This window comes from Methylobacterium marchantiae, assembly GCF_042679825.1.
GTDB classification, from domain to species: Bacteria; Pseudomonadota; Alphaproteobacteria; order Rhizobiales; family Beijerinckiaceae; genus Methylobacterium; species Methylobacterium marchantiae.
In genome coordinates, this window is sequence record NZ_JBHTND010000015.1 from 84,819 (window position 1) to 107,025 (window position 22,207).

At 66.9% G+C, this 22,207-nt stretch carries 19 protein-coding genes; 7 read left to right on the forward strand and 12 right to left on the reverse strand.

What is annotated here, in order from left to right:
* Window positions 1–7 precede the first annotated feature (7 nt).
* The 3 genes from ACFQ4G_RS12545 to ACFQ4G_RS12555 all read left to right on the forward strand — a co-directional run bounded on the left by ACFQ4G_RS12545 (window position 8) and on the right by ACFQ4G_RS12555 (window position 4,358).
* Complete coding sequence (locus ACFQ4G_RS12545; protein ID WP_238209184.1) at window positions 8–2,833, forward strand: EAL domain-containing protein; 2,826 nt, start codon at window positions 8–10, stop codon at window positions 2,831–2,833.
* A gap of 114 nt (window positions 2,834–2,947) precedes the next feature.
* Window positions 2,948–3,325 carry a hypothetical protein gene (locus ACFQ4G_RS12550; protein ID WP_238209153.1) on the forward strand — a complete coding sequence of 126 codons (378 nt, stop codon included), beginning with the start codon at window positions 2,948–2,950 and terminating at the stop codon, window positions 3,323–3,325.
* 76 nt (window positions 3,326–3,401) lie between these two features.
* A complete protein-coding gene (locus ACFQ4G_RS12555; protein ID WP_238209154.1) occupies window positions 3,402–4,358 on the forward strand; it encodes a ferredoxin--NAD(+) reductase in 957 nt (318 codons plus the stop codon).
* A 12-nt stretch (window positions 4,359–4,370) separates the two neighbouring features.
* On the opposite strand, the gene ACFQ4G_RS12560 is transcribed toward ACFQ4G_RS12555, so the two are convergent.
* From ACFQ4G_RS12560 to ACFQ4G_RS12570, 3 genes are all read right to left on the reverse strand, one after another.
* Complete coding sequence (locus ACFQ4G_RS12560) at window positions 4,371–5,084, reverse strand: RlmE family RNA methyltransferase (protein ID WP_238209155.1); 714 nt, start codon at window positions 5,082–5,084, stop codon at window positions 4,371–4,373.
* Window positions 5,081–6,187 carry a Ppx/GppA phosphatase family protein gene (locus ACFQ4G_RS12565; protein WP_238209156.1) on the reverse strand — a complete coding sequence of 369 codons (1,107 nt, stop codon included), beginning with the start codon at window positions 6,185–6,187 and terminating at the stop codon, window positions 5,081–5,083. The genes ACFQ4G_RS12560 and ACFQ4G_RS12565 overlap by 4 nt, the downstream gene beginning before the upstream one ends.
* A 110-nt stretch (window positions 6,188–6,297) precedes the next feature.
* A complete protein-coding gene (locus ACFQ4G_RS12570) occupies window positions 6,298–6,768 on the reverse strand; it encodes a response regulator (RefSeq protein WP_019905341.1) in 471 nt (156 codons plus the stop codon).
* A gap of 392 nt (window positions 6,769–7,160) precedes the next feature.
* Here ACFQ4G_RS12570 and ACFQ4G_RS12575 point away from each other — a divergent pair, with 392 nt between their 5' ends.
* Window positions 7,161–7,925 (forward strand): cold-shock protein, encoded by a 765-nt coding sequence (locus ACFQ4G_RS12575; protein ID WP_379040308.1) that lies wholly within the window; start codon window positions 7,161–7,163, stop codon window positions 7,923–7,925.
* 177 nt (window positions 7,926–8,102) lie between these two features.
* On the forward strand, window positions 8,103–8,369 hold the full coding sequence (locus ACFQ4G_RS12580) for a hypothetical protein (RefSeq protein ID WP_238209157.1): 267 nt from the start codon (window positions 8,103–8,105) through the stop codon (window positions 8,367–8,369).
* On the opposite strand, the gene lpxB is transcribed toward ACFQ4G_RS12580, so the two are convergent.
* The 9 genes from lpxB to ACFQ4G_RS12625 form a co-directional block, all read right to left on the reverse strand.
* Window positions 8,347–9,537, reverse strand: coding sequence for a lipid-A-disaccharide synthase (gene lpxB / locus ACFQ4G_RS12585; protein WP_238209158.1), 1,191 nt, complete (start codon window positions 9,535–9,537; stop codon window positions 8,347–8,349). The two genes, ACFQ4G_RS12580 and lpxB, sit on opposite strands and share 23 nt — an antisense overlap.
* Window positions 9,534–10,376 carry an LpxI family protein gene (locus ACFQ4G_RS12590; RefSeq protein ID WP_238209186.1) on the reverse strand — a complete coding sequence of 281 codons (843 nt, stop codon included), beginning with the start codon at window positions 10,374–10,376 and terminating at the stop codon, window positions 9,534–9,536. Before ACFQ4G_RS12590 ends, lpxB begins: the two co-directional genes overlap by 4 nt.
* A 38-nt stretch (window positions 10,377–10,414) precedes the next feature.
* Window positions 10,415–11,218, reverse strand: coding sequence for an acyl-ACP--UDP-N-acetylglucosamine O-acyltransferase (lpxA, locus tag ACFQ4G_RS12595; RefSeq protein ID WP_238209159.1), 804 nt, complete (start codon window positions 11,216–11,218; stop codon window positions 10,415–10,417).
* A 5-nt stretch (window positions 11,219–11,223) separates the two neighbouring features.
* Window positions 11,224–11,679, reverse strand: coding sequence for a 3-hydroxyacyl-ACP dehydratase FabZ (fabZ, locus tag ACFQ4G_RS12600; RefSeq protein ID WP_379040310.1), 456 nt, complete (start codon window positions 11,677–11,679; stop codon window positions 11,224–11,226).
* A 167-nt stretch (window positions 11,680–11,846) separates the two neighbouring features.
* A complete protein-coding gene (gene lpxD / locus ACFQ4G_RS12605) occupies window positions 11,847–12,911 on the reverse strand; it encodes a UDP-3-O-(3-hydroxymyristoyl)glucosamine N-acyltransferase (protein ID WP_238209161.1) in 1,065 nt (354 codons plus the stop codon).
* 48 nt (window positions 12,912–12,959) lie between these two features.
* Window positions 12,960–15,542, reverse strand: a complete 2,583-nt coding sequence (gene bamA, locus ACFQ4G_RS12610) for an outer membrane protein assembly factor BamA (protein WP_238209162.1) — start codon at window positions 15,540–15,542, stop codon at window positions 12,960–12,962.
* 351 nt (window positions 15,543–15,893) lie between these two features.
* A complete protein-coding gene (rseP, locus tag ACFQ4G_RS12615; protein WP_238209163.1) occupies window positions 15,894–17,054 on the reverse strand; it encodes an RIP metalloprotease RseP in 1,161 nt (386 codons plus the stop codon).
* 165 nt (window positions 17,055–17,219) lie between these two features.
* A complete protein-coding gene (locus ACFQ4G_RS12620; protein ID WP_238209164.1) occupies window positions 17,220–18,794 on the reverse strand; it encodes a DHA2 family efflux MFS transporter permease subunit in 1,575 nt (524 codons plus the stop codon).
* An 8-nt stretch (window positions 18,795–18,802) separates the two neighbouring features.
* Window positions 18,803–20,020 carry an HlyD family secretion protein gene (locus tag ACFQ4G_RS12625; protein ID WP_238209165.1) on the reverse strand — a complete coding sequence of 406 codons (1,218 nt, stop codon included), beginning with the start codon at window positions 20,018–20,020 and terminating at the stop codon, window positions 18,803–18,805.
* 89 nt (window positions 20,021–20,109) lie between these two features.
* On the opposite strand from ACFQ4G_RS12625, the gene ACFQ4G_RS12630 reads away from it, so the two are divergent.
* Window positions 20,110–20,799 carry a TetR/AcrR family transcriptional regulator gene (locus tag ACFQ4G_RS12630; protein ID WP_238209166.1) on the forward strand — a complete coding sequence of 230 codons (690 nt, stop codon included), beginning with the start codon at window positions 20,110–20,112 and terminating at the stop codon, window positions 20,797–20,799.
* Between the two features lie 106 nt (window positions 20,800–20,905).
* Complete coding sequence (locus tag ACFQ4G_RS12635) at window positions 20,906–22,204, forward strand: SDR family oxidoreductase (protein WP_238209167.1); 1,299 nt, start codon at window positions 20,906–20,908, stop codon at window positions 22,202–22,204.
* Window positions 22,205–22,207 lie beyond the last annotated feature (3 nt).

The following is a 22,207-nucleotide window of genomic DNA, read 5'->3' on the forward strand; positions in this document are numbered from 1 at the left end:
CCTCGGAATGGGCGCGCCGGCCTGGGCGGTGGAAGCCGTGCGCGTGACACTCGACGCGCCCGCGATCGACCTGACGCCGATGATCGAGCGCTACCGCTCCGATGGGGACCTGATCCAGATCTCCACCGCACCCGGCAAGGACGGCATCGTCCGCCGCATCGTGGTGAAGGCGCGCGATAGCGGTGCGCGACCCGACTGGATGGTGTTCGCGCTGACCAACGACACCGACGAGCAGATCGACCGCGTCCTCGTGGCACCGCATTTCCGCCTCGTCGGGTCTGGCGTGATCTGGCCCGATCTCGGCGGCTCGCGCATCGCGGCCATCACCGCGAGTCAGGGCATCCGGCCCGAGCGCGACGAGAACCCGGAAGCCGACCAGTTCGTCATCACCCTCGATCCCGGCGCCACGGTCACCTTCGTCGCCGAGTTGCACGGCCCCAACGTTCCGCAGGTCTACCTGTGGGATCAGGAGGCCTACCGCAAGAAATCCACCGGACTGACCCTCTACAAGGGCATCATCATCGGCATTGCCGGGCTGCTCGCGCTGTTCCTCACGATCATCTTCGTGGTGAAGGGCGCGATCATCTTCCCTGCCGCTGCGGCCCTCGCCTGGGCGGTGCTCGCCTATGCCTGCATCGATTTCGGCTTCCTTCAACGAGTCTTTCCAGTCACCGAGGTCGCCGAGCGGATCTACCGCGCCTCCGCCGAGGCAGTGCTCGGCGCGACGCTCCTCGTCTTCCTGTTCGCCTATCTCAACCTCAGCCGCTGGCACGTGCGCTACGGGCACGTGGCCTTCTTCTGGCTCGCCTTCCTGGCCGGCCTCGTCGGCCTCGCGGTGTTCGATCCGCCGGTGGCGGCGGGCGTCGCCCGCATCTCGATCGCCGCCGTTGCCGGCGTCGGGCTCCTGCTCATCGTCTATCTCGCCATCCATAACGGCTACGACCGCGCGATCCTGCTGGTACCGACCTGGTTCCTCCTGCTCGTCTGGGTCGTGGCCGCGGGCTTCGCCATCACCGGCCAGATCGGAAGCGATCTCGTCCAGCCGGCCCTCATCGGCGGCCTCGTCCTCATCGTCATGCTGATCGGCTTCACCGTGATGCAACACGCCTTCACCGGCGGCGGCATGACCCATTCCCTGGTCTCGGACACCGAGCGGCGGGCCCTGGCCCTCACGGGCGCCGGCGATGTGGTGTTCGACTGGGACGTGCCGGGCGACCGCGTCTTCGCCGGACAGGAGATCGAGAGCCAGCTCGGACTCAAGCGCGGAACCCTCGAAGGTCCGGCTTCCAACTGGCTCAGTCTCGTTCATCCCTTCGACGTCGACCGCTACTCGGCGGCGCTCGACACGGTGATCGAGGAGCGGCGCGGCCGCATCGTCCATGATTTCCGTCTGCGCTCCACCGAGGGCCTGTATGTCTGGTACCGGCTGAAGGCCCGGCCGGTGATCGGACCGGACGGCGAGGTCATCCGGATCGTCGGTACCATCTCGGACGTGACCGAACTCAAAACGGCGGAAGAGCGCCTGCTCTACGACGCGGTCCATGACAGCCTCACCGGCCTGCCCAACCGCGAGTTGTTCTACGACCGCCTGGACGCCGCCCTCGCCTTCGCCAGCCAGGATGCCCGCCTGAAGCCGACGACGATCCTGCTCGACATCGACCGGTTCAAGGCGATCAACGACGCCATCGGCCTCTCGGCCGGCGATTCCATCCTGCTCACCCTGTCGCGCCGTCTCGGTCGGCTTCTGCGTCCGCAGGACACGCTGGCCCGCATCGCCGGCGACGAGTTCGCCTTGATCCTTCTCTCGGAGCGCGAGCCCGACCGTATCATCGCCTTCACGGACATGATCCGCCGGGCGATCGCCACCCCCATCACCTACGCCGACCGCGAGATCTTCCTCACCGTCTCGGTCGGCATCGTCCTGCACGAGACCGGTGCCGCGCCGAAGCGCGAGGACGTGTTCAAGAATGCCGAGATCGCGATGATCCAGGCCAAGCGCAACGGCGGCGACCGCACCGAGGTGTTCCGGGCGAGCATGCGCAACGAGCGCAGCGATCGCCTGATGCTCGAGGCCGACCTTCGGCGCGCCCTCGACCGCAACGAGATGAAGGTGCTGTTCCAGCCCGTCGTTCGCCTGGAGGACCGCACCGTCGCGGGGTTCGAGACGATCCTGCGCTGGGATCATCCCAAGCTCGGCCGCATCCCGCCATCGACCTTCATGCCGATCGCCGAGGAGAGCGGCTTCGTCGTCAATCTCGGCATCTTCGCCCTGGAGCGCACCGCCCTCGAACTCGCCGCCTGGCAGCGCTCCCTCGACGTCGATCCTCCGATCTTCGCCTGCGTGAACGTGTCCTCGCGTCAGATCCTGCGTCACGACCTGCTGCACGACGTGAAGACAATCCTGGCGCGTTCAGGAGTGCTTCCGGGCTCGCTCAAACTCGAACTCGGCGAAGGCCTGGTGATGGAGAACCCGGAATACGCCGCTCAGATGCTGACCCGCATCCACGACCTCGGGGCAGGCCTGTCGCTGGACGATTTCGGCACCGGCTACTCGGCCCTCTCCTATCTGCAGCGCTTCCCGTTCGACACGATCAAGATCGACCAGAGCTTCGTGCGCCAGATGGCGTCGGGACGGACGGTGATGCTGCGCTCCATCGTGAAGATGGCCCAGGAACTCGGCCTCGCGATCATCGCCGATGGTGCCGAGAACGAGACCGACGCGCAGACCCTGGCCGAGTTCGGCTGCGAATATGCCCAGGGTACTGCCTTCGGAGACCCGATGTCGATGCTGCAGGCGCGTCAACTGGTCGGGGCGGCACCGGAAGCCGCCTGATCGCGCGACAGCGAGGATCGAATTAAGCCTCCTTTAACCATGATCGCTCATCGTCACGGTCGAAATGGATCGAATGGCGCGGCACGGTCTGCCGTTCGACAGGAGGCGAGCGTGATGGCCGAAGCGGCATTGCGATTGGGCGACGGTTTCGGGCTCGGTGAAGATTTCGGCACGGATATCGTGAGGCGCCTGATGGCGCGCCCGATCCGTCACGGCACGGGCTCCAAGCTCGCCGAGATCGTGCCGGCGGCGCGGCCGATCGAGCCGGACGTCGACCCGATCGACGAGGACGCCCCGTCCGGGGATGTGGCACGGCTGCGCTCCGAGATCATGGTGATGAAGGCGGTGCTGCGCGCGGAACGCGAGGAGACCGCGACCATCCGCGCCAGCGTCGAGTGGCTCGCGGGACCCGCGCCCACCACTCCGGAAGCCTGCGCGGTGCGTGATCGCTGGGCTGCTCTCGTCGACCAGTTGCTCGACGGACAGCGTTGAGGCCTCCGCCATCGGCTGGTGCGCTCGACTTCGCGCCGGCTTCCCTTCGACTTCTCTCATCCATCGAGGCTCGACCATGAGCGCGCGCTGCTCGCTTGTCGTCAACGGCAAGGCCGTGCGGGTCTCGACCGGCGATACGCCGCTCGAAGCCGCCCTCGCCGACGGCGTCATCGCCCCCACCACCGGCCTGCACGGCTCCCACCTCCTCGGGCAGAGCTCAGGCCCCTCACCGCGTCGCGCCCAGGCACGGGCGCACCGCACCGAGCCGGTCAAACTCTCGATGCCGCGCCCCGCCGCGTCGGAGGATATGCTCGCCTTCGCCGAAGTCAGGTCCGCCGCACAGGTGCGGCGCATCGGGACGGTGACGCAGATCGCGCCCCTCGGCGCCCATGTGCTCGAAGTCGTCGTCACGGTCACCCGCCGTCTCGATCTCGAGCCCGGCCATCAGGTCACCGCCACCTTCGAGGGCTTCGAGCCGATCGACGTGAGCCCGACCTTGCGGCTCGATGGCACGACGGAACTCAACGAACTCGTCTTCCATTTGCGCGTCGGACATTCCTGCAATCCGGTCGCCCATGCCCTCGGCGAGGAGATCCTCCTCGGCCACCCGGTGAAGATCAAGGGCCCGGTCGGACGCGGCTATTATCGTCCCGGCGGTGGCCGCTTGCTGCTCGTCGGCCGCGAGACCGGCTTCGCCCCGATCTGGGCGATCGCCCGGGCCGCACGCTATATCGAACCGATCCGCGAGATCGTGGTGGTGACCGGCGCCAGCGATCCCCTCGATCTCTACATGCGCCCCTCCCTCGACTGGCTTCGTGCCACGGGCGTCTCGCGGATCACGCTCGTCGCCGACAGGACGAGGCAGCGCCCGCCGGACGTCCGGCCAGGCCCCCTCACCGCGCATCTCACCGGGCTGAAGACGACCGACGTGGTGCATGTCGCCGGCGACGCTTCCACCGTCGGGGCGGTCGAGGTCCTTGCCGCCGCTGCCGGGGCGCGATGCTACCCGATCCTGATCCCGGACAGGCTCTAGACAGGCGACCCGTCAGGCCTCGTCATCCGCCGTCTCGGTGGCGCTGCCGCGAAATCCGGTGGCCAGCACGTAGAGTTCGCTCGAATCGGCGCGGCTCGCCGATGGCTTCACGTGACGCACGAGAGAGAAGTCGCGCTTGAGATCGGCGAGCAGGGTACCCTCCGTACCGCCCTGGAAGACCTTGGCGAGATAGCTGCCGCCCGGCGCCAGCACCTCGCGGGCGAACTCTGCGGCGGTCTCGGCGAGGCCGATGATGCGCAGATGGTCCGTCTGCTTGTGACCCGTCGTATTGGCCGCCATGTCGGACATGACGATGTCGGCCGGCCCGCCGAGGAGGTCGGTGAGGCGCTTCGGGGCATCGGGATCGAGGAAATCGAGGGTGATGAACTCGACGCCGGTCATCGGCTCGATCTCGAGCAGGTCGATGCCGACGATGCGGCCGCTCGGGCCCACGATCTTGGCGGCCACCTGGGACCAGCCGCCCGGCGCCGCGCCGAGATCGATGATCTTCTGGTTGGGCTTCAGGATCTTGTGGCGCTCGTCGATCTCGATGAGCTTGAAGGCAGCCCGCGAGCGATAGCCCTCGCGCTTGGCCCGCGCCACGTAAGGGTCGTTCAGCTGCCGTTCGAGCCAGCGCTTCTGCGAGGCCGTTCGGCCGCGCCCCGTCTTCACCCGCTGCTTGAGATCGCCCCGCAACCCGCCGCCCGCACCACGCCTGTCGGTCAACGGTAGCCTCCGCGGCGCCAGACGCCGTCTTCGCGCATCATGTTCATCAATAGACCTTCGCGCAGACCGCGGTCGGCGATGCGCAGCCGCTCGGACGGGAATGCCCGGCGGATCGCCTCCAGGATGGCGCAGCCCGCGAGCACGAGATCAGCCCGGTCGCGGCCGATACAGGGATTGTCGGCCCGCTGGTCGAGGCGCGTATCGAGCAGATCGTCGATGGCGTCGCTGACGTCGCCGTCGCTCATCCAGAGCCCGTCGACGCGACGGCGCTCGTAGCGTGCCAGCCGCAGATGCATGGCGGCGAGGGTCGTCACCGTTCCGGACGTGCCGAGGAGATGGAAATGTCGGGCGTTGGCCGCGGCTGCGGCACGGATGGCAAAGCGCGCGAGCAGATCGGCCACCTCTTCGACCATGCCCTCGAACATCAGGCGCGTGACATCGGCGGCACCGTGCCGTTCGGCCAAGGTGACGACGCCCACGGGCAGCGAATCCCAGGCGCGTATGCGAAGGGTCGGGTCCGCGGACGGGTTGGTCGCCGCGCCGTCGAGCCAGGCAATCTCAGTGGAGCCGCCGCCGATATCGAAGATGACGACCGATTCCGCGTAAGGATCCGCCAGGGCCGCACATCCCGTCACGGCGAGATAGGCCTCGGTCTGCCGGTCGACGATCTCCAGATCGAGCCCGACCTCGTCGCGCACCCGTGCCACGAAATCGGCTCCGTTGACGGCGAGCCGGCAGGCTTCGGTGGCGATGATCTTGGCGCGCGCGACACCACGCGCCTCCATCTTGGTGCGGCAGACGCGCAGAGCCTCCACGGTTCGCTCCACGGCGGCCTCGCTGAGGCGGTCCGAGGTGCCGAGCCCCTCGCCGAGACGGACGATACGGGAGAACGCGTCGACGACGCGAAAGCCGTGGGAAGCAGGTTCGGCGATCAGCAGGCGGCAATTGTTGGTGCCGAGATCGAGGGCGGCATAGGCGTTGCGGCGACCGGGACGATAGCCGACGACCGGCTGTCGACCCGCATCCGGCACAGCGGGGGCGTCCGTCGGCGCGGGGCCAGCCATGGGGCGGGCCGGCATCATGGCGGCGCTCTCTTCCCTCATCGGCCTTGCCGGCATCCTCGGTCGTGACCCGACCGGAACAGGTCGGCCATCATTCGATAAGAAGCCTACAGGGCTTAGGCGTCAGTGCAAAGCCTCGATCAATGATCGACTTACAGCGCTTTGCCGGCTGCAGACATTCTCGGGACGGGGCGCAGCAGGCTCTTCACCTGGGAGAACGGCCGCGGCCGGTTGATGACTTCGTCGAGGCGGGACCACAGCGTCTTCGGCGAGAACGGCTTGGCGATGATCTCGTTGACGCCCAGCGAGATGGCGCGGTCGACGACGTTCCGGCGCGGCTGCGCCAGCATCAGGATGATCGGCACTGTGGGCGACGGCGAGGTGGTGGGTGTGCGAGCGAGGCGGATGAACTCCTCGCCGGACAGAATCGCCAGGTCCCAATCGATGATCGTGATGTCGGGCTTGCTCTCGGCCAGCACGCCGAGGGCCTCCGCACCATCCGGCGCCTCGAGGACGCGCTTGATCCCCACGCGCATGAGCATGTCGCGAACGATTCGCCGGATATACAGGCTCTCATCCACCACGAGGGCCGAAAGGTCCGGAAACGAGGGGGTTGCGATCATCGGCCAAGGGTTCCCGGCCGCCCGTTGTCGCAGGCGCCGCGTCCCAATCTTAAGGCCGAGCGATTTGCATTTTCCTAACGCGATCGCATCGATTGCGACATGCGAAGTCGTTCAGGCGCATGGAGTTTGAGCCCTCTGCTCGCAATGCCGCCGAGCGGGCCGAGCTGCGCGGTGCACCGGAGATTGCGTAATTTGCCGCAGGAAATTATCGGAACCTTGCAGAGTCCGGCGAGAAGCGTCTTGCGATAGCGGCGAGATTCAGTCAGGACTAAGGCGTTATTCTTGGTCACCGCTGCCGAGAGTGATGATAGTGTGGTGAAGTGCCCGTCTGGGACGGGGCGCACCCGGTATTCGATGACAGATGGTCGGCGGACGGTTTTTGCGAGCTTTCGATGGGACGTGGTCGTGATTTCAGGGGGCCGCAGAAGCGCGGCTTCGATGAGGGTGGTGCCGAGCCTCGCTGGCCGGATCAGGCACCCCCGAGCGGTGGCTTCGGCGGTGGATATGGCGGTGGCGGCGGCGGTTTCGATCGCGGTCCGGCCCGTGCAGCAGCCGCTCCCTCTGGGCCGGAGCGCGACGCGACGGTCAAGTGGTTCAATAAGGAGAAGGGCTTCGGCTTCGTCGAACTGGCCGACGGTTCGGGCGACGCGTTCCTTCACATCCGCGCGGTCGAGGCCGCCGGTCATGCCGACCTCCTTCCCGGCACGCGCCTGACCGTCCATACGGCCCAGGGTCAGAAGGGTCCGCAGGTCACCGACGTGACCAGCGTCGATACCTCGACGGCCGAGGCCGAGCCCCCGCGCCGCGCTCCCCCGCGCGCCGGCGGCTTCGGTGGCGGCGATCGCTTCGGCGGAGCCGGCGGCGGCTATGGTGGCGGCGGTGATCGCTTCGGCGGCGGTGGAGCCGGCGGCGGCGGCGGTGGCGGTCGTTTCGCCAGCGGCCCGTCGGTGGAGATGTCCGGCACCGTGAAGTGGTACGACCCGGCCAAGGGTTTCGGTTTCGTGTCGGTGAACGACGGCGGCAAGGACGTGTTCGTCCATCGCTCGGCCCTGTCGCGCGCCGGTCTCGAGTCCCTCGCCGAGGGCCAGCAGGTCACGCTGAGCGTGGTCGACGGCCAGAAGGGCCGCGAGGCCCAGAGCATCAACGCCGATTACTGATCGGGCTCGCAAGTGTTCCGGCACAGACCATCCTCGGGTGGGCTGTGCCGGACTTGGCGACAATCGAACGGCGGCCTTCGGGTCGCCGTTTTTCGTCTCCAGCATCATCTCGGGAACTGGTGCATGTTTCCGGAACACGCTGAAGCGATACGGATGATTCAAGCGTCGGGAGCTGCGATGCGTGCCGTCTTGATGACGATGAGCCTGTGCCTGCCGATGGTACTGCCCGGCATGGCGAAGGCCGAGGATTTCACCGGCTTCTATGCCGGCGTCAATGCCGGCTACGCCTTCGGACGCGACAGGGGCGTACGGCCCCCGGACTTTCCGTCCCTTTCGTCGAAAGCCGCCCCTGATGCCAGCGCACTTCCGCCGAGCGCCGTCCAGGCCTCGGAGGCGATGAAGGGCGCAAAGTCGAGAGCGGCTACGTCGCCCCTGTTGCGCTGACGGAGGGGCGGGTCGCCGCGAGCACGATCCGCGCAGCTTTCCGGCTCGGTTCGTCATCTCCCACGAGCCGCATCGAACCATCGATGCGGCGGAGGGAATTGATCTGAGCATCCCGGGCCTCTCCGCCTCTCAGGAGCGGCAACAAGGCCTCGCCCAAACGTCCGGGCGTACATTCGGCCTGGATGAATTCCGGCATGGCGTTCTCGCCGAGAATCAGGTTCGGCAGAACGATGGTCGGCACCTGGATGAGCCGCCGGGCCACTGCCTCCTCCAGGCGTGAGACCTTGTAGGCGACCACCATCGGCACTCCGGCGAGAGCGAGTTCGAGGGTGACCGTGCCCGACGCTGCCAAGGCCGCGCGGGACCGCCGGAAGGCCGCGTATTTCGCCGCCTCGCCGTGGACGATCCTGACCGGCCGCGACCAGGAGAGCGCGAGCCGTTCGATCATGGCGCGGTGGCGGGTGACCGCTGGGAGCACGGCATCAATCGGCCCGTATCGCTGCACGAGAAGATCGAGCGTGGCACCGAAGACCGGCATCAGCCGTTCGATCTCCGAGCGGCGCGAGCCCGGCAGGATCACGAGGGTCGCCGGCCGGGCCTCGCGCGCTGCCGCCTCGCCCGGATCCGGGCGCAACTCGGACAGGCGCTCGATCAGCGGATGTCCGACATAGGTGCAATCCGGCCCCCCGAGCCGGCGATGCGCTTCGGGCTCGAACGGCAGCAGGGCCAGGACATGGTCGATGAACGGCCGCATCTTGGCTGCGCGCCACGGTCGCCAGGCCCAGACGCTGGGAGAGACGTAATCGACGATGGGCAGGCTCGGCAGGCGCTTGCGCACCCGCGAGGCCACGGCATGCGTGAAGCCGGGACTGTCGATGATGACGAGCACATCGGGACGCGACTCGACAATGTCCCGCACCGTCTGACGAATGCGGCGCAGGAGCGTACGCAGACGGGCCGCCACGGGCAGGTAGCCCATCACCGCCACGTCATCGAGGGGAAACAGGGAGACGAACCCCTGCGCCGTCATGGCTTCCCCGCCGACACCGCCGAATGTCACCTGTCCGGAGGAGAGGTCGGACAGCGCCCGCATCAGCTTGGCACCGAGCTGGTCGCCAGAATCCTCGCCTGCGACGAGCCAGATTCGCCTGGACGCGTTGTTGGTCATGCCTCGATCCGCAAGCCGATGAGAAACAGACCCGCTTGGTCGGCCGCGGCCACCGTGGCGTCCCTGCCGATGATGAGGGTGTAGCCGGCCTGGATGGCGATGCCGGCGCAGCCCGCGGCCGCTGCGGCTTTCACCGTGCGCGGACCGATGGCCGGCAGGTCGACGCGCAGGTCCTGGCCGGTCTTGGCGAGCTTCACCAGAACGGTACCCGGCTGCGCCGCTCCCACCCCGAAGGGCTTGCGGCCGAGGGCCCGCGCACGGGCGAGCATGCGGTCCGTGCCCTCCGGCCCCTCCACCGCGAGGGCGCGCTGCGCCGCGACGACGATCGCCTGCCCGACATCGTAGGCGGCCAGAGCCGCGAGGATGCTGCAGCCGGTGGCGATGGATGCCTGTGCGGGAATATCCGGCGCGAGCCGGCCGAGTTGGCCCTCGGGGCTCAGCAAGTCGGGCGCCACGTCGTGGATGCCGACAACGCGATGGCCGTTATCTTCCAGTAGGACCAGGGCACCGCGCAACAGCCGGTCGTCCCCTCCCCCCGATATGGCCTTGAGCGCATCGCGATTCCGCAGGGCCGCGGCGGCGTTGAGGATCGCGGTGGGGTTGGGGCGCGAGACGCCTCCCACCGGTATGACGCTGGCCGGTCCCCAGGATTCGAGGATCTTCAGAGCACCGGAGATATCGAGGAGGTCGACCGTCGCCTCGGCACGGGCACGCATCGAGCGTTCGGCGAAGCCACGGATGGCGAGGACCCGGAACGGGCGCCCCGACCTTTCGAGGGATTCGGCCACGAGTTCCGGCAGACGTCCGGCCCCGGCCACGAGGACGAGACTCTTCTCCATACGCGAATCGACGAGGGGCGCCGGATCGGGAGAGGCGGTCAAGCCGGACCCGGAGTCTCGCGCGGAGTGCAGATCGAGCGCTTCCCGCCCTCGCGGATGAAGGCGATGATCTCGGCGACCGCGCTGTGCGATTCGAATTCGGCGGCCACGTCCTCCACTCTTTCCATCAAGGTCCCCTCGTTGGCAAAGAGCAGACGATAGGCCCGGCGCAAAGCGTGGATGTCCTCCCGCGCGAAACCGCGGCGCTGCAGGCCGATGATGTTCAGGCCCGCGAGATAGGCGCGGTTGCCGAGCGCCATTCCATAGGGGATGCAATCGTTCTCGAGACCGGAGAGACCGCCGACGAAGGCATGGGCACCGACACGCGCGAACTGGATGACGGCGGCGCCGCCGCCCAGGATCGCATAATCGCCGACGCTGCAATGGCCGGCGAGCATGACGTTGTTGGAGAAGACGACCCCGTCGCCGATCCGGCAATCATGCCCGACATGGGAATTGGCGAGGAAGGTGCACTTGTCGCCGACGACGGTCTCTAGACCGCCGCCCGCGGTACCGGGGTTCATCGTGACGCCTTCGCGGATCAGGCACTCGGCGCCGATGGTCAGCGTCGAGGCCTCGCCGCGAAACTTGAGGTCCTGAGGCGGATGCCCGATGGACGCGAAAGGATAGAGCTTGGTGCGCGGGCCGATGCCGGTGCGGCCGGCGACGACGACGTGGCTGATGAGTTCGCAGCCTTCGCCCAGGACGACGTCCGGCCCGACATGGCAGAACGGGCCGATCCGCACGCCGGCGCCGATCGTGGCCCCGTCCTCCACGACGGCGCTGGGATGGATGTCGGTCACGTCGCTCACTCCGTCACCAGCATGGCGCCGATCTCGGCCTCGGCGACGAGGGTATCGCCCACCCGTGCCTCTCCTCGGAACCACCACATGGTCCGTCGCTGGTTCGTCTTCGTCATATGATAGCGCACCGTGTCGCCGGGCACGACCGGCTTGCGGAACTTGCACTTGTCGATGGTCATGAAGAAGACCTGCTTGGCCCGCACATCGGCGGTCATGATGTGCTGGCAGCAGATGGCGCCGGCGGTCTGGGCCATGCCCTCGATGAGGAGGACGCCCGGAAACACCGGCAGGCCCGGAAAGTGCCCGGTGAATTGCGGCTCGTTGAACGAGACGTTCTTGATCCCGATACAGGACCGATCGCCGTCGATGTCGACGATGCGGTCGATCATCAGGAACGGGTAGCGATGGGGCAGAAGTTCCAGGATCTTCTGGATGTCGGCCGAGCCCAGGTCTTTCGGCATGTCACTCATCGATCGAACAATCCCATCGCGCGCCGGCGCTCCCGACGCCCCGCCTCGTCCCTTAAAAAGTGGAGCGTTGTCTTCGACATAAACGCCGCGGGATGCAAGTCTCGGACTGACGCAAGTCGTTGGACCGACGCTATTCTCGGACCGACTGCCGCTAAAGCTCAATCCTTGGAGGGCTCGGTCGCATCGCGCCCCGACTTTTCCGCGAGACGGGCCAGCGCCGTCAATTCGCGGAACCAGGTCCGCACGGGTTTCGCCGGCGTTCCTCCCCATCGGCTTCCCGGCGGCACGTCGCGATTGACGTTGGAAGAACCGGCGATCTGCGAGCCCATGCCGATCCGCAGATGGCCGACCACGCCGACCTGCCCGCCGAGCACGACGTAATCTTCAAGAGTGGTCGACCCGGAGATGCCGACGCCGGAGACGATCACGCAGTGCCGGCCGATAACGACGTTGTGGGCGATCTGGACGAGGTTATCGATCTTGGTCCCCTCGCCGATCATGGTATCGCGGCCGGCACCGCGATCGATCGTCGTATTGGCACCGATCTCGACATCGTCCTGCACGATGACGCGTCCGGTCTGGGGCACCTTTAGATGGCCGCCCGGCCCCATGGCGAAGCCGAACCCGTCCTGGCCGATGCGCGCGCCCGGGTGAAGGATCACGCGGTTGCCGACGAGGGCGTAGGCCAGCGTCGTCCCCGCGCCGATGGAACAGTCACGGCCGATACGGACCCCGGGACCGATGACGGCGTTCGGGCCGATGATGGTGCCTGAGCCGATCTCGGCGCCAGGGCCGATGACGGCACCGGGATCGACTACCACGCCGTCTTCGAGCCGAGCTTTCGGATGGACATGAGCCCCCGGCGACACACCCTCGGTGGCGAATTGCGAGAGAGGCCGCACGGCATCGGGATGGAAGCGCGCCAGCAGAGCGGCGTAGACCCGATAGGGGTCGCGCGTGACCAGGGCGACCGTCGTCGACGGAACCTTGGCGGCGAAGCGCGGGGAGACGAGGCAGGCCAGGGCCTTGGTCTGTGCCAGCACGTCGCCGTAGCGGGCGTTGTCCATATAGGCGAGGTCGCCCGGTCCGGCAGTCTCGAGGGGTGACGCGCCGCTGACCGTGGCCTGCGAATCGGCGCCCTCGGGAAGCGAAACGCCGGCAGCCCCGGCGATGTCGCCGAGGCTGATGGCTATGCTCGATGAGAAGAAAACAGGATCAGACATGATGCGACAACGCGCGGACTTCGGAAAAAGAAGCCCGTGCGTCTTGGGTCAGAACCGCGAACCGCCGGAGAAGCGGAAGGCCTGGAGCTGATCCTTGCCGACGCGGCCGAGGAACGTCCCATCCGCAGCGAAGATCTTCTGTCCCTCGTCCTTGGTCAGGGCGTAGGCATAATCGAAGCGGATCGGGCCGAGCGGCGAGTTCCACAGGATCGATGCGCCGATCGAGGAGCGGATCGTCATCTTGTCGCGAACGTTCAGGCACTCGGGCTCGACGGTGATCGCACCAGCACCCAGAGCGGTGTAGGCGCAGGCCCCACCCGGCGCGATGCCGTTGATAGCTGCGTCACCGTTCACGTCGAACTGCGTCCGGCTGTTGTAGCCGAACAGCGTGCCGGCATCGGCGAAGACCGCGCCCTTCAGGCCGAGATCACGCGGGATACCATAGATCGGAAACTGAACTTCGAGCGTACCGCCGAAATAAGTGGTGCCACCCACCGCATTCGAACGGGCGTCGGCGCTGCCGACGTCACGCGGACCGATGCCGTTGGGCGCGAAGCCGCGAACCAGCGACGGACCGAGGAAGTACTGGTCGGTGATGCGTAGCTTCTCGTCGGTCAGCGGCGAGATATGGCCGCCCTGGAAGCGGACGAACCCGACCACGTCCTCGTAGAATTCCTTGTAGTAGCGCATGTCGCCAGCCACGCGGAAGAACTTCGAGTCACCGCCGAGGCCCGCGATCTCAGGCTTCAGTTCCGAGTAGAGGCCGTTGCGGGGCTGTGCGAGGTTGTCCAGCGTCGAGTAGGCCAGGGTCACACCGGCCAGCGAGGTCAGCGTGTTACCGGTCGACCCCTTCAGCGCAATCGAGGCTTCGCCATCGAGAGCACAGTTCGGATAGGTCGGCAGCCCGCTCGTGTTACGACCGGAGACAGGATCGATAGTGTTCGGCGCGTTGAGGGCGGTATAGCCCGGGATCGGGTTCGAACAGTCGTTGTACGGCCGCTTGACGCTGTTCGGGATCGTCAGCTCGGTGTTGTAGAGCGAGTAGCGCAGGGTCACGCCGAACTCTTCCGTGATCGGCAGGCCGACGCGGAGCTGACCGCCGTAGACGGTGGTCTCGTAGCGCGAGTAGCGGGTCAGGTCGCTGTACTTGTAGAAGGCGTCGAAGCCGGCGGCGAGGCGGTAGCCGAGGAAGTACGGCTCGGTGAACGAGAAGTCGACTCCGCGCGAATACTGGCCGCCGGTGCCGGCGAGGCGGACATACTGACCGCGACCGAGGAAGTTCGACTCGGAGACCGAGACTTCGCCGATGATGCCGTCCTGGGTGGAGTAGCCGCCGGCCACCGAGAACGAACCCGTGGGCTGATCCTCGACGTCGATGTTGATGACCACGCGATCGGCCGAGGAGCCCGGCTCGTTGGAGAAGCGGACCTTCTTGAAGAACCCGAGGCCGTTGAGACGACGCTCGGCCCGATCGGTCAGCACGCGGTTATAGGCATCGCCCTCGGTGATATCGAGCTCGCGGCGGATGACGTAGTCGCGGGTGCGGGTGTTGCCGCGGATATTGATGCGCTCGACATAGACGCGCGGGCCGTCCTCGACCACGAAGCCGAGGGCAACGGTGTGGGTGGCGCGGTCGCGCTGGCCGGTCGGGCGGACCTGGGCGAAGGGGAAGCCCTGGCGTGCGACCTGGTTGGTCACGCCGGTGAGGGTCTTCTCCACGTCCTCGGCGTTGTAGACGTCGCCGACAGCGGCACGGACCTCGCCGTCGAGGATCTGGGTATCGACGCCCGGAAGGCGCGAATCGATGGCAACGGCGCCGACCGTGTATTGCTGACCCTCGTCAACCGTCACGGTGATGACCCAGCCGGCATCGCCCTCGCCCTCGACGTAGCGCGCATCGGCATTCACCACCCGGAAATCGGCATAGCCGTTCTTCAGGTAGTAGCGGCGCACGAGGTCGAGATCGTTGGTGATGCGATCGGGATCGTAGACGTCGGAAGTCTTGATGAACGAGAGGAAGTTCATCTCCGAAGAGGACATCAGCTCGCGCAGCTTACGCTCGGAATACGCGCTGTTGCCGACGAAGTTGATCGACTTGATGCCGGTCTTGTCACCTTCCTCGATCACGTAGATCAGGTCGATGCGGCCATTGGGCAGATCGACGGTGCGGAAGCTGACCTTGGCCGTGCCACGGCCGGCACGACGATAGATCTCGCGGATGCGCTGAAGATCGGCCTGGACGACGCCTTCGCTGTAGCCGCCGCGGCCCTTGGCCTCGATCTCGGCCTCGAGGGTCGCCTTCTCGATCTTCTTGTTTCCCTCGAACACCACCCGGTTGATGATGTTGTTCTCGCGCACCGTCACCACGGTCCCAGCGCCGCTGCGCGACACCTTCACATCGGAAAACATGCCGCTCGCCAGCAGGTTGCGGCGGGCCTCTTCCGGAGATCCAGAGGCCGTACCGGTCACGTAGGACCGGATGGTGTCGGCATCGACGCGCTTGTTGCCCTGGACGACGATCTGCTGCGCCTGAGCCGTGCCGCACAGAACAAGCCCTGCGGCCGCGGCAGCGACTAGGACGATGGTCTGTTCGGCCGACTTACGCCGGCGCTTCCCCGTCATCGACATCATGTAATCGCCCGTCTCTTTTATTTACAGTACGGGTTTGCACCCGCAGACAGGCGGTCGTTGTCCGACCGTCCCGTCACCTGGTCCCAGTTCAGCTTCTACCGAGTTTCCCGAGCGAAGCAAACGCTCGGACCTGGGCTCTGAAGGGGATTTTGGGGAGACGTGGCCTTCCGGTCACTTAACGGTTCCCGTTCATCGCTCGATAAGGTGAATCAATCCTCAATTCGCAGCAAAAAGCCCGCCCGGGATGCCGGACGGGCTTCTCAATCACCGGGTAAAATCAATCGCTTAGAGAGACATCCACAACCCGCCGAGAGGATTGTCGGGCGCCTCCGGCGCGATGGGCGCGCCCGGTCAGGAACCGCGGCCCGACCAGGACGCACCGAGGTTCAGGATGTCGTTCCAAGCGGCGAACAGCATCAGGAACAGCACCAGCGCAAGCCCGATCCGGAAGCCGATCTCCTGGGTCTTCTCGCTCAGCGGACGGCCACGGACGGCCTCGAACGCGTAGAACAGCAGGTGTCCGCCATCGAGCAGTGGAACCGGAAACAGATTGAGCAGACCGATCGACACCGACAGCAGCGCCACGAGGCCGATGAGACCACCGACGCCGCCGACCTTGGCGACCTCGCCGGAGACGCGCGCGATCCCGATGGGCCCGGAGAGCTGATCGGCGGATTCACGACCCGTCACGAGCTTGCCGAGGTAATTCATGGTCCGGTCGACGACGAAGTAGGTCTCCGACACGCCGAGCCCGAGGGACTGGACCAGGCCGTAATGCCTCACCTGCGCATCGGCCCCGTTCGGGCCCTTGATGCCGAGGCGACCGAGGCGGTGCTTGCCGAACGGCGTCCGCTCTTCCACCGCATCGGGGATGGCGGTCAGGGTCTTGGTCTCACCGCCGCGGTCGACGGTGACGGCGAGTGTGGCGCCGGCGCTCCCGGAGACGGTGCGCTGCATGTCGAGGAAATTCGTGACGGTCGTTCCGTCGATGGAGGTGACCACGTCGCCGGGCTGGAAGCCGGCACGCTCGGCGGCGCTGCCGGCCATCACGCCGTCGATGCGCGGCGGAAGCTCGTAGCGCCCGGAAAAGTAGATCGCGCCGGCGAACAGGGCGATGGCGAGGAGGAAGTTGGCGATGGGGCCGGCGGCGACGATCGCCGCGCGCTTCCCCAGGCTCTGGGCCGGGAAACTCGTGGCGCGCTCCTCCGGCGTCATCCGCGCCAGCGCCGCAGGGTCGGCCACGCTGGCGCCGTTGGCGTCGCCGTGGAACTTGACGTAGCCCCCGAGCGGGATCGCCGAGACCTTCCAGCGTGTGCCGTGACGGTCGTTGAAGCCGAAGAGTTCGGGGCCGAAACCGAGGGAGAAGGCGTGAACGCCCACCCCGCACCAGCGGCCCACGAGGAAGTGACCCATCTCGTGGACGAACACGACGATGCTCAGCACGATGACGAAGGGGATCACCGACCCGAAGAAGCCGGAGGCGGTTCCCCCCATCGAATTCAGAAAGTCCATCCGTCGATCCTTCAGGGCCTCGCGAGGGGCCAGCATGCGTCCATAGCAGATCGGATCGCGGTCGAGCGAACGCAAACCAGATGAGGCCTGCGAGATCGTCGCACGACGGCATGCCGTCCCCTGTTTCCTCAACGGAAGGTTAAGAGGCCGGCAGAGGCTGCGTTCTCAATGGCCGCCGCCGCCGGGCGAAGCCGCGCGCGGGCGGCGGATCAGCGGCGTCGCGCAGGCCATGGCCAGGAACAGGAAGGTGAGCACCAGGAAGACGTCGGTGAAACTCATCACCAGTCCCTGCATCCGCACGGTGTTCATCATCGCCTTGAGGGCCATGGCGTTGCCGTCGAGCCCGAGCGCGTCGAACTGGCGGCGGGTCATGTCGAGCCGCTCCAGCACGGTGGTGTTCGTCCAGGTGAAGCGCTCGTGCAGCCGCGCGAGATGCAGGTCCCAGCGGTCGTTGAGCACCGTGTTGATGAGGGCGAGGCCCACGGCGCCGCCGAGATTGCGGGTGAGATTGTAGAGGCCCGACGCGTTCTTCATCCGCGCCGGCGGCAGAGTGCCCAGAGCGATGTTGTTGATCGGGATCATGCACAGCATGAGCGAGCAGCCGCGCAGCACCTGCGGCAGAAGCAATTCCCAGAAATCCCAATCCTTGGTCAGGCCGGTGACGATCCAGGTTCCGGCGGCGAAGCCCGTGAAGCCGATACCCATGAGAATGCGCGGGTCGATCTTGCCCGAGAACCGTCCGGCGATGGGCGCGGTGGCGAACATGCACAGGCCCGACACGAACATGGTCTCGCCGATCTGCAGGGCCGAGTAGCCGCGCACGCGGCCGAGATAGACGGGGTAGAGATAGGTGAGGCCGTAGAGGCCGATGCCGAGGACGAAGCTGAAGATGCAGCCCGCCGCGAAGTTGCGGTCGGTGAAGGCGCGCAGATCGACGATGGGTTCTCGGGCCGTGAGCGCACGCCAGAAAAAGGCGATGCCGCCGGCGACGCAGATCAGGGCGCAGGCGAACACCGCCTCGTCCTGGAGCCAGTCGTGGTTCGGCCCCTCCTCCAGCACGTATTCGAGGCAGCCGAGGAAGGCGGCCATGAAGGCGAGGCCGAACCAGTCGAAATGCTTGAACAGATCGAGGTTGGGCTCGTCGAAATCGACCAGCAAATAGGTCGATACGGTGACGATGATGCCCGGCACGACGTTGATGAGGAACAGCCAGTGCCAGTCGAACGCGTCGGTGAGGTAGCCGCCCACGGTCGGGCCGATGGTGGGCGCGAGCGTCGCCACGAGGCCGATCATCGGTGACACGATCGGGCGCTTGGACGGCGGGAAGATCGTGAAGGCCGAGGCGAAGACGGTGGGGATCATACCGCCGCCGATGAATCCCTGCAGCGCGCGCCACACGATCATCTCGTTGATCGAGGTCGAGGTGGCGCACATCAGACTCATCAGGGTGAAGCCGCCGGCTGAGACCACGAACATCCAGCGCGTCGAGATCACCCGCGAGAGGAAGCCGGAGAGCGGGATCGCGATGACCTCGGCGATGAGGTAGCTGGTCTGGACCCAGGGGATCTCGTCTCCCGAGGCCGAGAGGCCGGCCTGGATCTCGGCGAGCGACGCCGAGACGATCTGGATGTCCAGGATCGCCATGAACATGCCGAACACCATGCACACGAACGCCACCATGCGGCGGCGATCGAGGGGCGGCTCTCCGACGGCAGGCGCGAGGGTGGCGGACGCGGCCATGGTCGCGCCTAGTGCCGGGAGGCCGTTCGGAGAGGTTCGCCCCCGTCGCGGGTATCGACGCGCACGGTGACGGAGAGGCCCGGACGCAGCAGACCCTCATGGGCGACGTCGGCCGGCACGCGGACGCGCACCGGCAGCCTCTGGACGATCTTGGTGAAGTTGCCGGTGGCGTTGTCCGGCGGCAATAGGCTGAAGACCGAGCCGGAGGCCGGCGACAGCGATTCGACCTCGCCAACGATGTCGCGGCCGGGATAGGCATCCACCGCGATGTGGACGCGCTGGCCCGGATGCATGCGCTCGACCTGCGTCTCCTTGAAATTGGCGTCGACGCGAACGCTCTCCAGGGGAACCAGGGCGGCGATGCGCGAGCCCGGCGAGACGTAAGCGCCCGCCTCAACCGCCTTGTTGCCGACGACGCCGTCGAAGGGCGCCTGGATCACGGTGAAGGCGAGGTCGCGGGCGGCCCTGTCCTCGGCGGTCTTCAACTCGGCCGCGAGACCCTCGGCCTCTTTCGCCTGCGCGCGCAGGACATCGACATTGGCCTTCATCATGGCGAGGTTCGCCTCGGCCCCCTTCACCGTGGCCTCAGTGCGGTTGCGGTCGGCCAGCGCCTGCTCGATGCGCGACTTGGCAACGAAATCCACCTTTTCTAGCTGCTGCTGGCGGGCATAATCGGCGGCGGCGCGGATCGAATCCGCCTTGGCCGCATCGATCTGCGCGGAGCTCTGGAGGATCTGCGCCTGCGCGGCCTCCACCTGCCGGCCGATGCGGGCGATCGTCGCCTGCTGCGTCACGAACTTGTCGTGCGCCGCCTGGCTCGCGAGACGATAATCGCCGTCGTCGAGGCGGGCGATGACGTCTCCCTTGTGCACGGCCTGCCCGTTCATCACCGGCACGGCGGCAAGATAACCAGGGACCTTCGCCGCGAGGATCGAGATGTCGGCCTGGACATAGGCATCGTCGGTGGAGACGAAGAAGCGGCCGACATTCCACCATTCGTAACCCTTGTAGCCGCCACCGGCGAGGACGAGCGCGATGAGGGTCGACAGCACGGCCTTGCGCAGCGGCCGGCGTTTCGGAGGGGGCGCGACGGGCCCGGCGACCGGTGCCACCGGCTCTCCGGCCATGATGCGGACCGCTGGAGACGCCGGCGGCGGAGGGATGTCGTCAGAATGGCCGGCATTGGAAGACGAGGCCCTCTGCCCGTCATCGTCACGCAGAGACATGATCTGGTCCCGATGAAAATGAATTGACCGAACCGTTCGGTCATTATTGGCCTCTGATTGACCGAGGCCGTTGCATTCCCGTAGATAGAATGACTGAACGGTTCGGTCAATCGGAGGAAGAGGTGGTGGCAGGGGCAGCAGGTAGCCCGACGCTCGACAGGACGAGCGCGCGGCACGCGGCGGAGACGGACAAGCGCCGGCAGATCCTCGACGGTGCCCGCTCCGTCTTCATGGCTTCCGGCTTCGACGGCGCCAGCATGGGCGAGATCGCAAAGGCGGCAGGCGTCTCCAAAGGCACGCTCTACGTCTATTTCGACAGCAAGGAGGCTTTGTTCGAGGCGTTGACGCTGGAAGAGAAGCGCGGCCTCGCCGAAGCCCTGTTCCAGCTCGATGCCGACGATCCGGACGTGCGCGGCGTTCTCACCCGGCTCGGCCAGAGCTACCTCGTCCACATGATCCGTCCGGACCACGTCGCGATCATCCGCATGGTGATCGGTGCCACGGAGAAGTTTCCGCGCTTCGGACAAGCCTTCTACGAGGCGGGCCCGGCGCAGGGCGTTACGAGGCTCGCCGCCTATCTCGACCGCCAGATCGCCGCGGGCCGCCTGCGGAAGGCCGATACAGAGCTCGCCGCCAAGCACTTCCTGCACCTGTGCCAGGCCGGGCTTCTGACGCGCCTCCTCTTCGCAGCGGGCGGCCCCGTGAAAGAGGCGGAGATCGGCCCGCGCGTCACCGAAGCGATGCGCGTGTTCTTCGCGGCCTATGGTCCGGAGGAATGACCTCTGCTGAGTCGCGCGGATCGAATCGCGTGCCGTCAGGGATGATTTAGGCAATCCAGGCGATGGTGGCCCGATACGCGACGAGAAGCGGCGGGCCGTCCACCACATGCGAATCCTTGTTCTCGGAGGCTATGGCCTCATCGGCTCGGCGGTGGTGACCCGCTGTCTCGCCGCCGGGCATGCGGTGGCGGGCCTGGGACGGGACGTTTCGGCGGCACGATGGCACCGGCCCGATGCGACTTGGATCGAGCGCGACATCGCGAGGATGGTCGCGCCGGCGGATTGGACCGAGGTGCTTCACGGCGTCGATGCCGTGGTGAACTGCTCGGGCGCCCTGCAGGACGGCCCGCGCGACGATGTCCGCGCCGTCCAGACGATGGCGATGCGCGCCCTGTTCGCCTGCTGCGAACGGGTGGGTGTCCGGCGCGTCGTCCAGATCTCGGCGGCAGGAGCCTCGCACGATGCTCCGACGGATTTCATGCGCAGCAAGGCCGAGGCCGATGCGGCCCTGGCCGCCCTCGATCTCGATTGGGTCATCCTGAGACCGGGGCTCGTCCTGGCACCAATCTCCTACGGCGCCACCGGCCTGATCCGGGCGCTGGCATCGCTTCCTGTCGCCTTCATGGGGATGCCCTCCCTCCGGCCGATCCAGACCGTCCATGTGGAGGACGTGGCGCAGGCGGTTCTCCTAGCGGTGGAGAGGCGGATCGCCGCGCGGACGCGCTACGATCTCGTCGAGGAGCACGGCCACATACTGCCGGACATCGTGGCGAGCTACCGCGCATGGCTCGGGCGCCCTCCCGCCCTGCTCGCGCTGCCTGTCCCGTCCTGGCTCTTGGGCGTAGCATTCCGCATCGGCGACCTCGTCGGACGACTAGGCTGGCGGACGCCGATCCGCACCACGGCATTGCGCCAGATCGAGGCCGGTGTGACTGGAGACCCGACGCCGTGGAAGCAGATCGTTGGAGCGCCGCCACTCTCGCTGGCGGACAGCCTCCGCCGGATGCCGTCCGGCGTGCAGGAGCGCTGGTTCGGCCGGCTCTGGCTGATGAAGCCGGCGATCCTAACCATGCTCTCTCTGTTCTGGGGGCTGTCCGGCCTGATCGCCCTGGCTCATCTCGATGCCGCAATGGCGGCGATGACCGCCCACGGCATCGCCCCTGGCCCGGCGCGGATCATGGTGTTGGCCGGAATCGCCGTCGACCTTGTCCTCGGCGTCGCGATCCTGGTGAGACGGACCATGCCGCTGGCAGCGCTTGGCATGGTGGCGATGACGGGAATCTATCTCTTTCTCGGCTCTGCGCTGGCCGCCGGCCTCTGGCTCGATCCGCTGGGCGCCTATCTGAAGACGCTGCCCGGCGCGATGCTGGCCCTCGTCGCCTACGCGCTCGCCGACGAGCGCTGAACG

Excerpts from the sequence above, each read along its gene's own strand:
- ACFQ4G_RS12545 (WP_238209184.1), top strand. The coding sequence starts at position 8 with ATGGGCGCGCCGGCCTGGGCGGTGGAAGCCGTGCGCGTGACACTCGAC.
- ACFQ4G_RS12550 (WP_238209153.1), top strand. The coding sequence starts at position 2,948 with ATGGCCGAAGCGGCATTGCGATTGGGCGACGGTTTCGGGCTCGGTGAA.
- ACFQ4G_RS12555 (WP_238209154.1), top strand. The coding sequence starts at position 3,402 with ATGAGCGCGCGCTGCTCGCTTGTCGTCAACGGCAAGGCCGTGCGGGTC.
- ACFQ4G_RS12565 (WP_238209156.1), bottom strand. The coding sequence starts at position 6,187 with ATGAGGGAAGAGAGCGCCGCCATGATGCCGGCCCGCCCCATGGCTGGC.
- ACFQ4G_RS12570 (WP_019905341.1), bottom strand. The coding sequence starts at position 6,768 with ATGATCGCAACCCCCTCGTTTCCGGACCTTTCGGCCCTCGTGGTGGAT.
- ACFQ4G_RS12575 (WP_379040308.1), top strand. The coding sequence starts at position 7,161 with ATGGGACGTGGTCGTGATTTCAGGGGGCCGCAGAAGCGCGGCTTCGAT.
- ACFQ4G_RS12580 (WP_238209157.1), top strand. The coding sequence starts at position 8,103 with ATGCGTGCCGTCTTGATGACGATGAGCCTGTGCCTGCCGATGGTACTG.
- lpxB (WP_238209158.1), bottom strand. The coding sequence starts at position 9,537 with ATGACCAACAACGCGTCCAGGCGAATCTGGCTCGTCGCAGGCGAGGAT.
- ACFQ4G_RS12590 (WP_238209186.1), bottom strand. The coding sequence starts at position 10,376 with ATGGAGAAGAGTCTCGTCCTCGTGGCCGGGGCCGGACGTCTGCCGGAA.
- fabZ (WP_379040310.1), bottom strand. The coding sequence starts at position 11,679 with ATGCCGAAAGACCTGGGCTCGGCCGACATCCAGAAGATCCTGGAACTT.
- lpxD (WP_238209161.1), bottom strand. The coding sequence starts at position 12,911 with ATGTCTGATCCTGTTTTCTTCTCATCGAGCATAGCCATCAGCCTCGGC.
- bamA (WP_238209162.1), bottom strand. The coding sequence starts at position 15,542 with ATGATGTCGATGACGGGGAAGCGCCGGCGTAAGTCGGCCGAACAGACC.
- rseP (WP_238209163.1), bottom strand. The coding sequence starts at position 17,054 with ATGGACTTTCTGAATTCGATGGGGGGAACCGCCTCCGGCTTCTTCGGG.
- ACFQ4G_RS12620 (WP_238209164.1), bottom strand. The coding sequence starts at position 18,794 with ATGGCCGCGTCCGCCACCCTCGCGCCTGCCGTCGGAGAGCCGCCCCTC.
- ACFQ4G_RS12625 (WP_238209165.1), bottom strand. The coding sequence starts at position 20,020 with ATGTCTCTGCGTGACGATGACGGGCAGAGGGCCTCGTCTTCCAATGCC.
- ACFQ4G_RS12630 (WP_238209166.1), top strand. The coding sequence starts at position 20,110 with ATGACTGAACGGTTCGGTCAATCGGAGGAAGAGGTGGTGGCAGGGGCA.
- ACFQ4G_RS12635 (WP_238209167.1), top strand. The coding sequence starts at position 20,906 with ATGCGAATCCTTGTTCTCGGAGGCTATGGCCTCATCGGCTCGGCGGTG.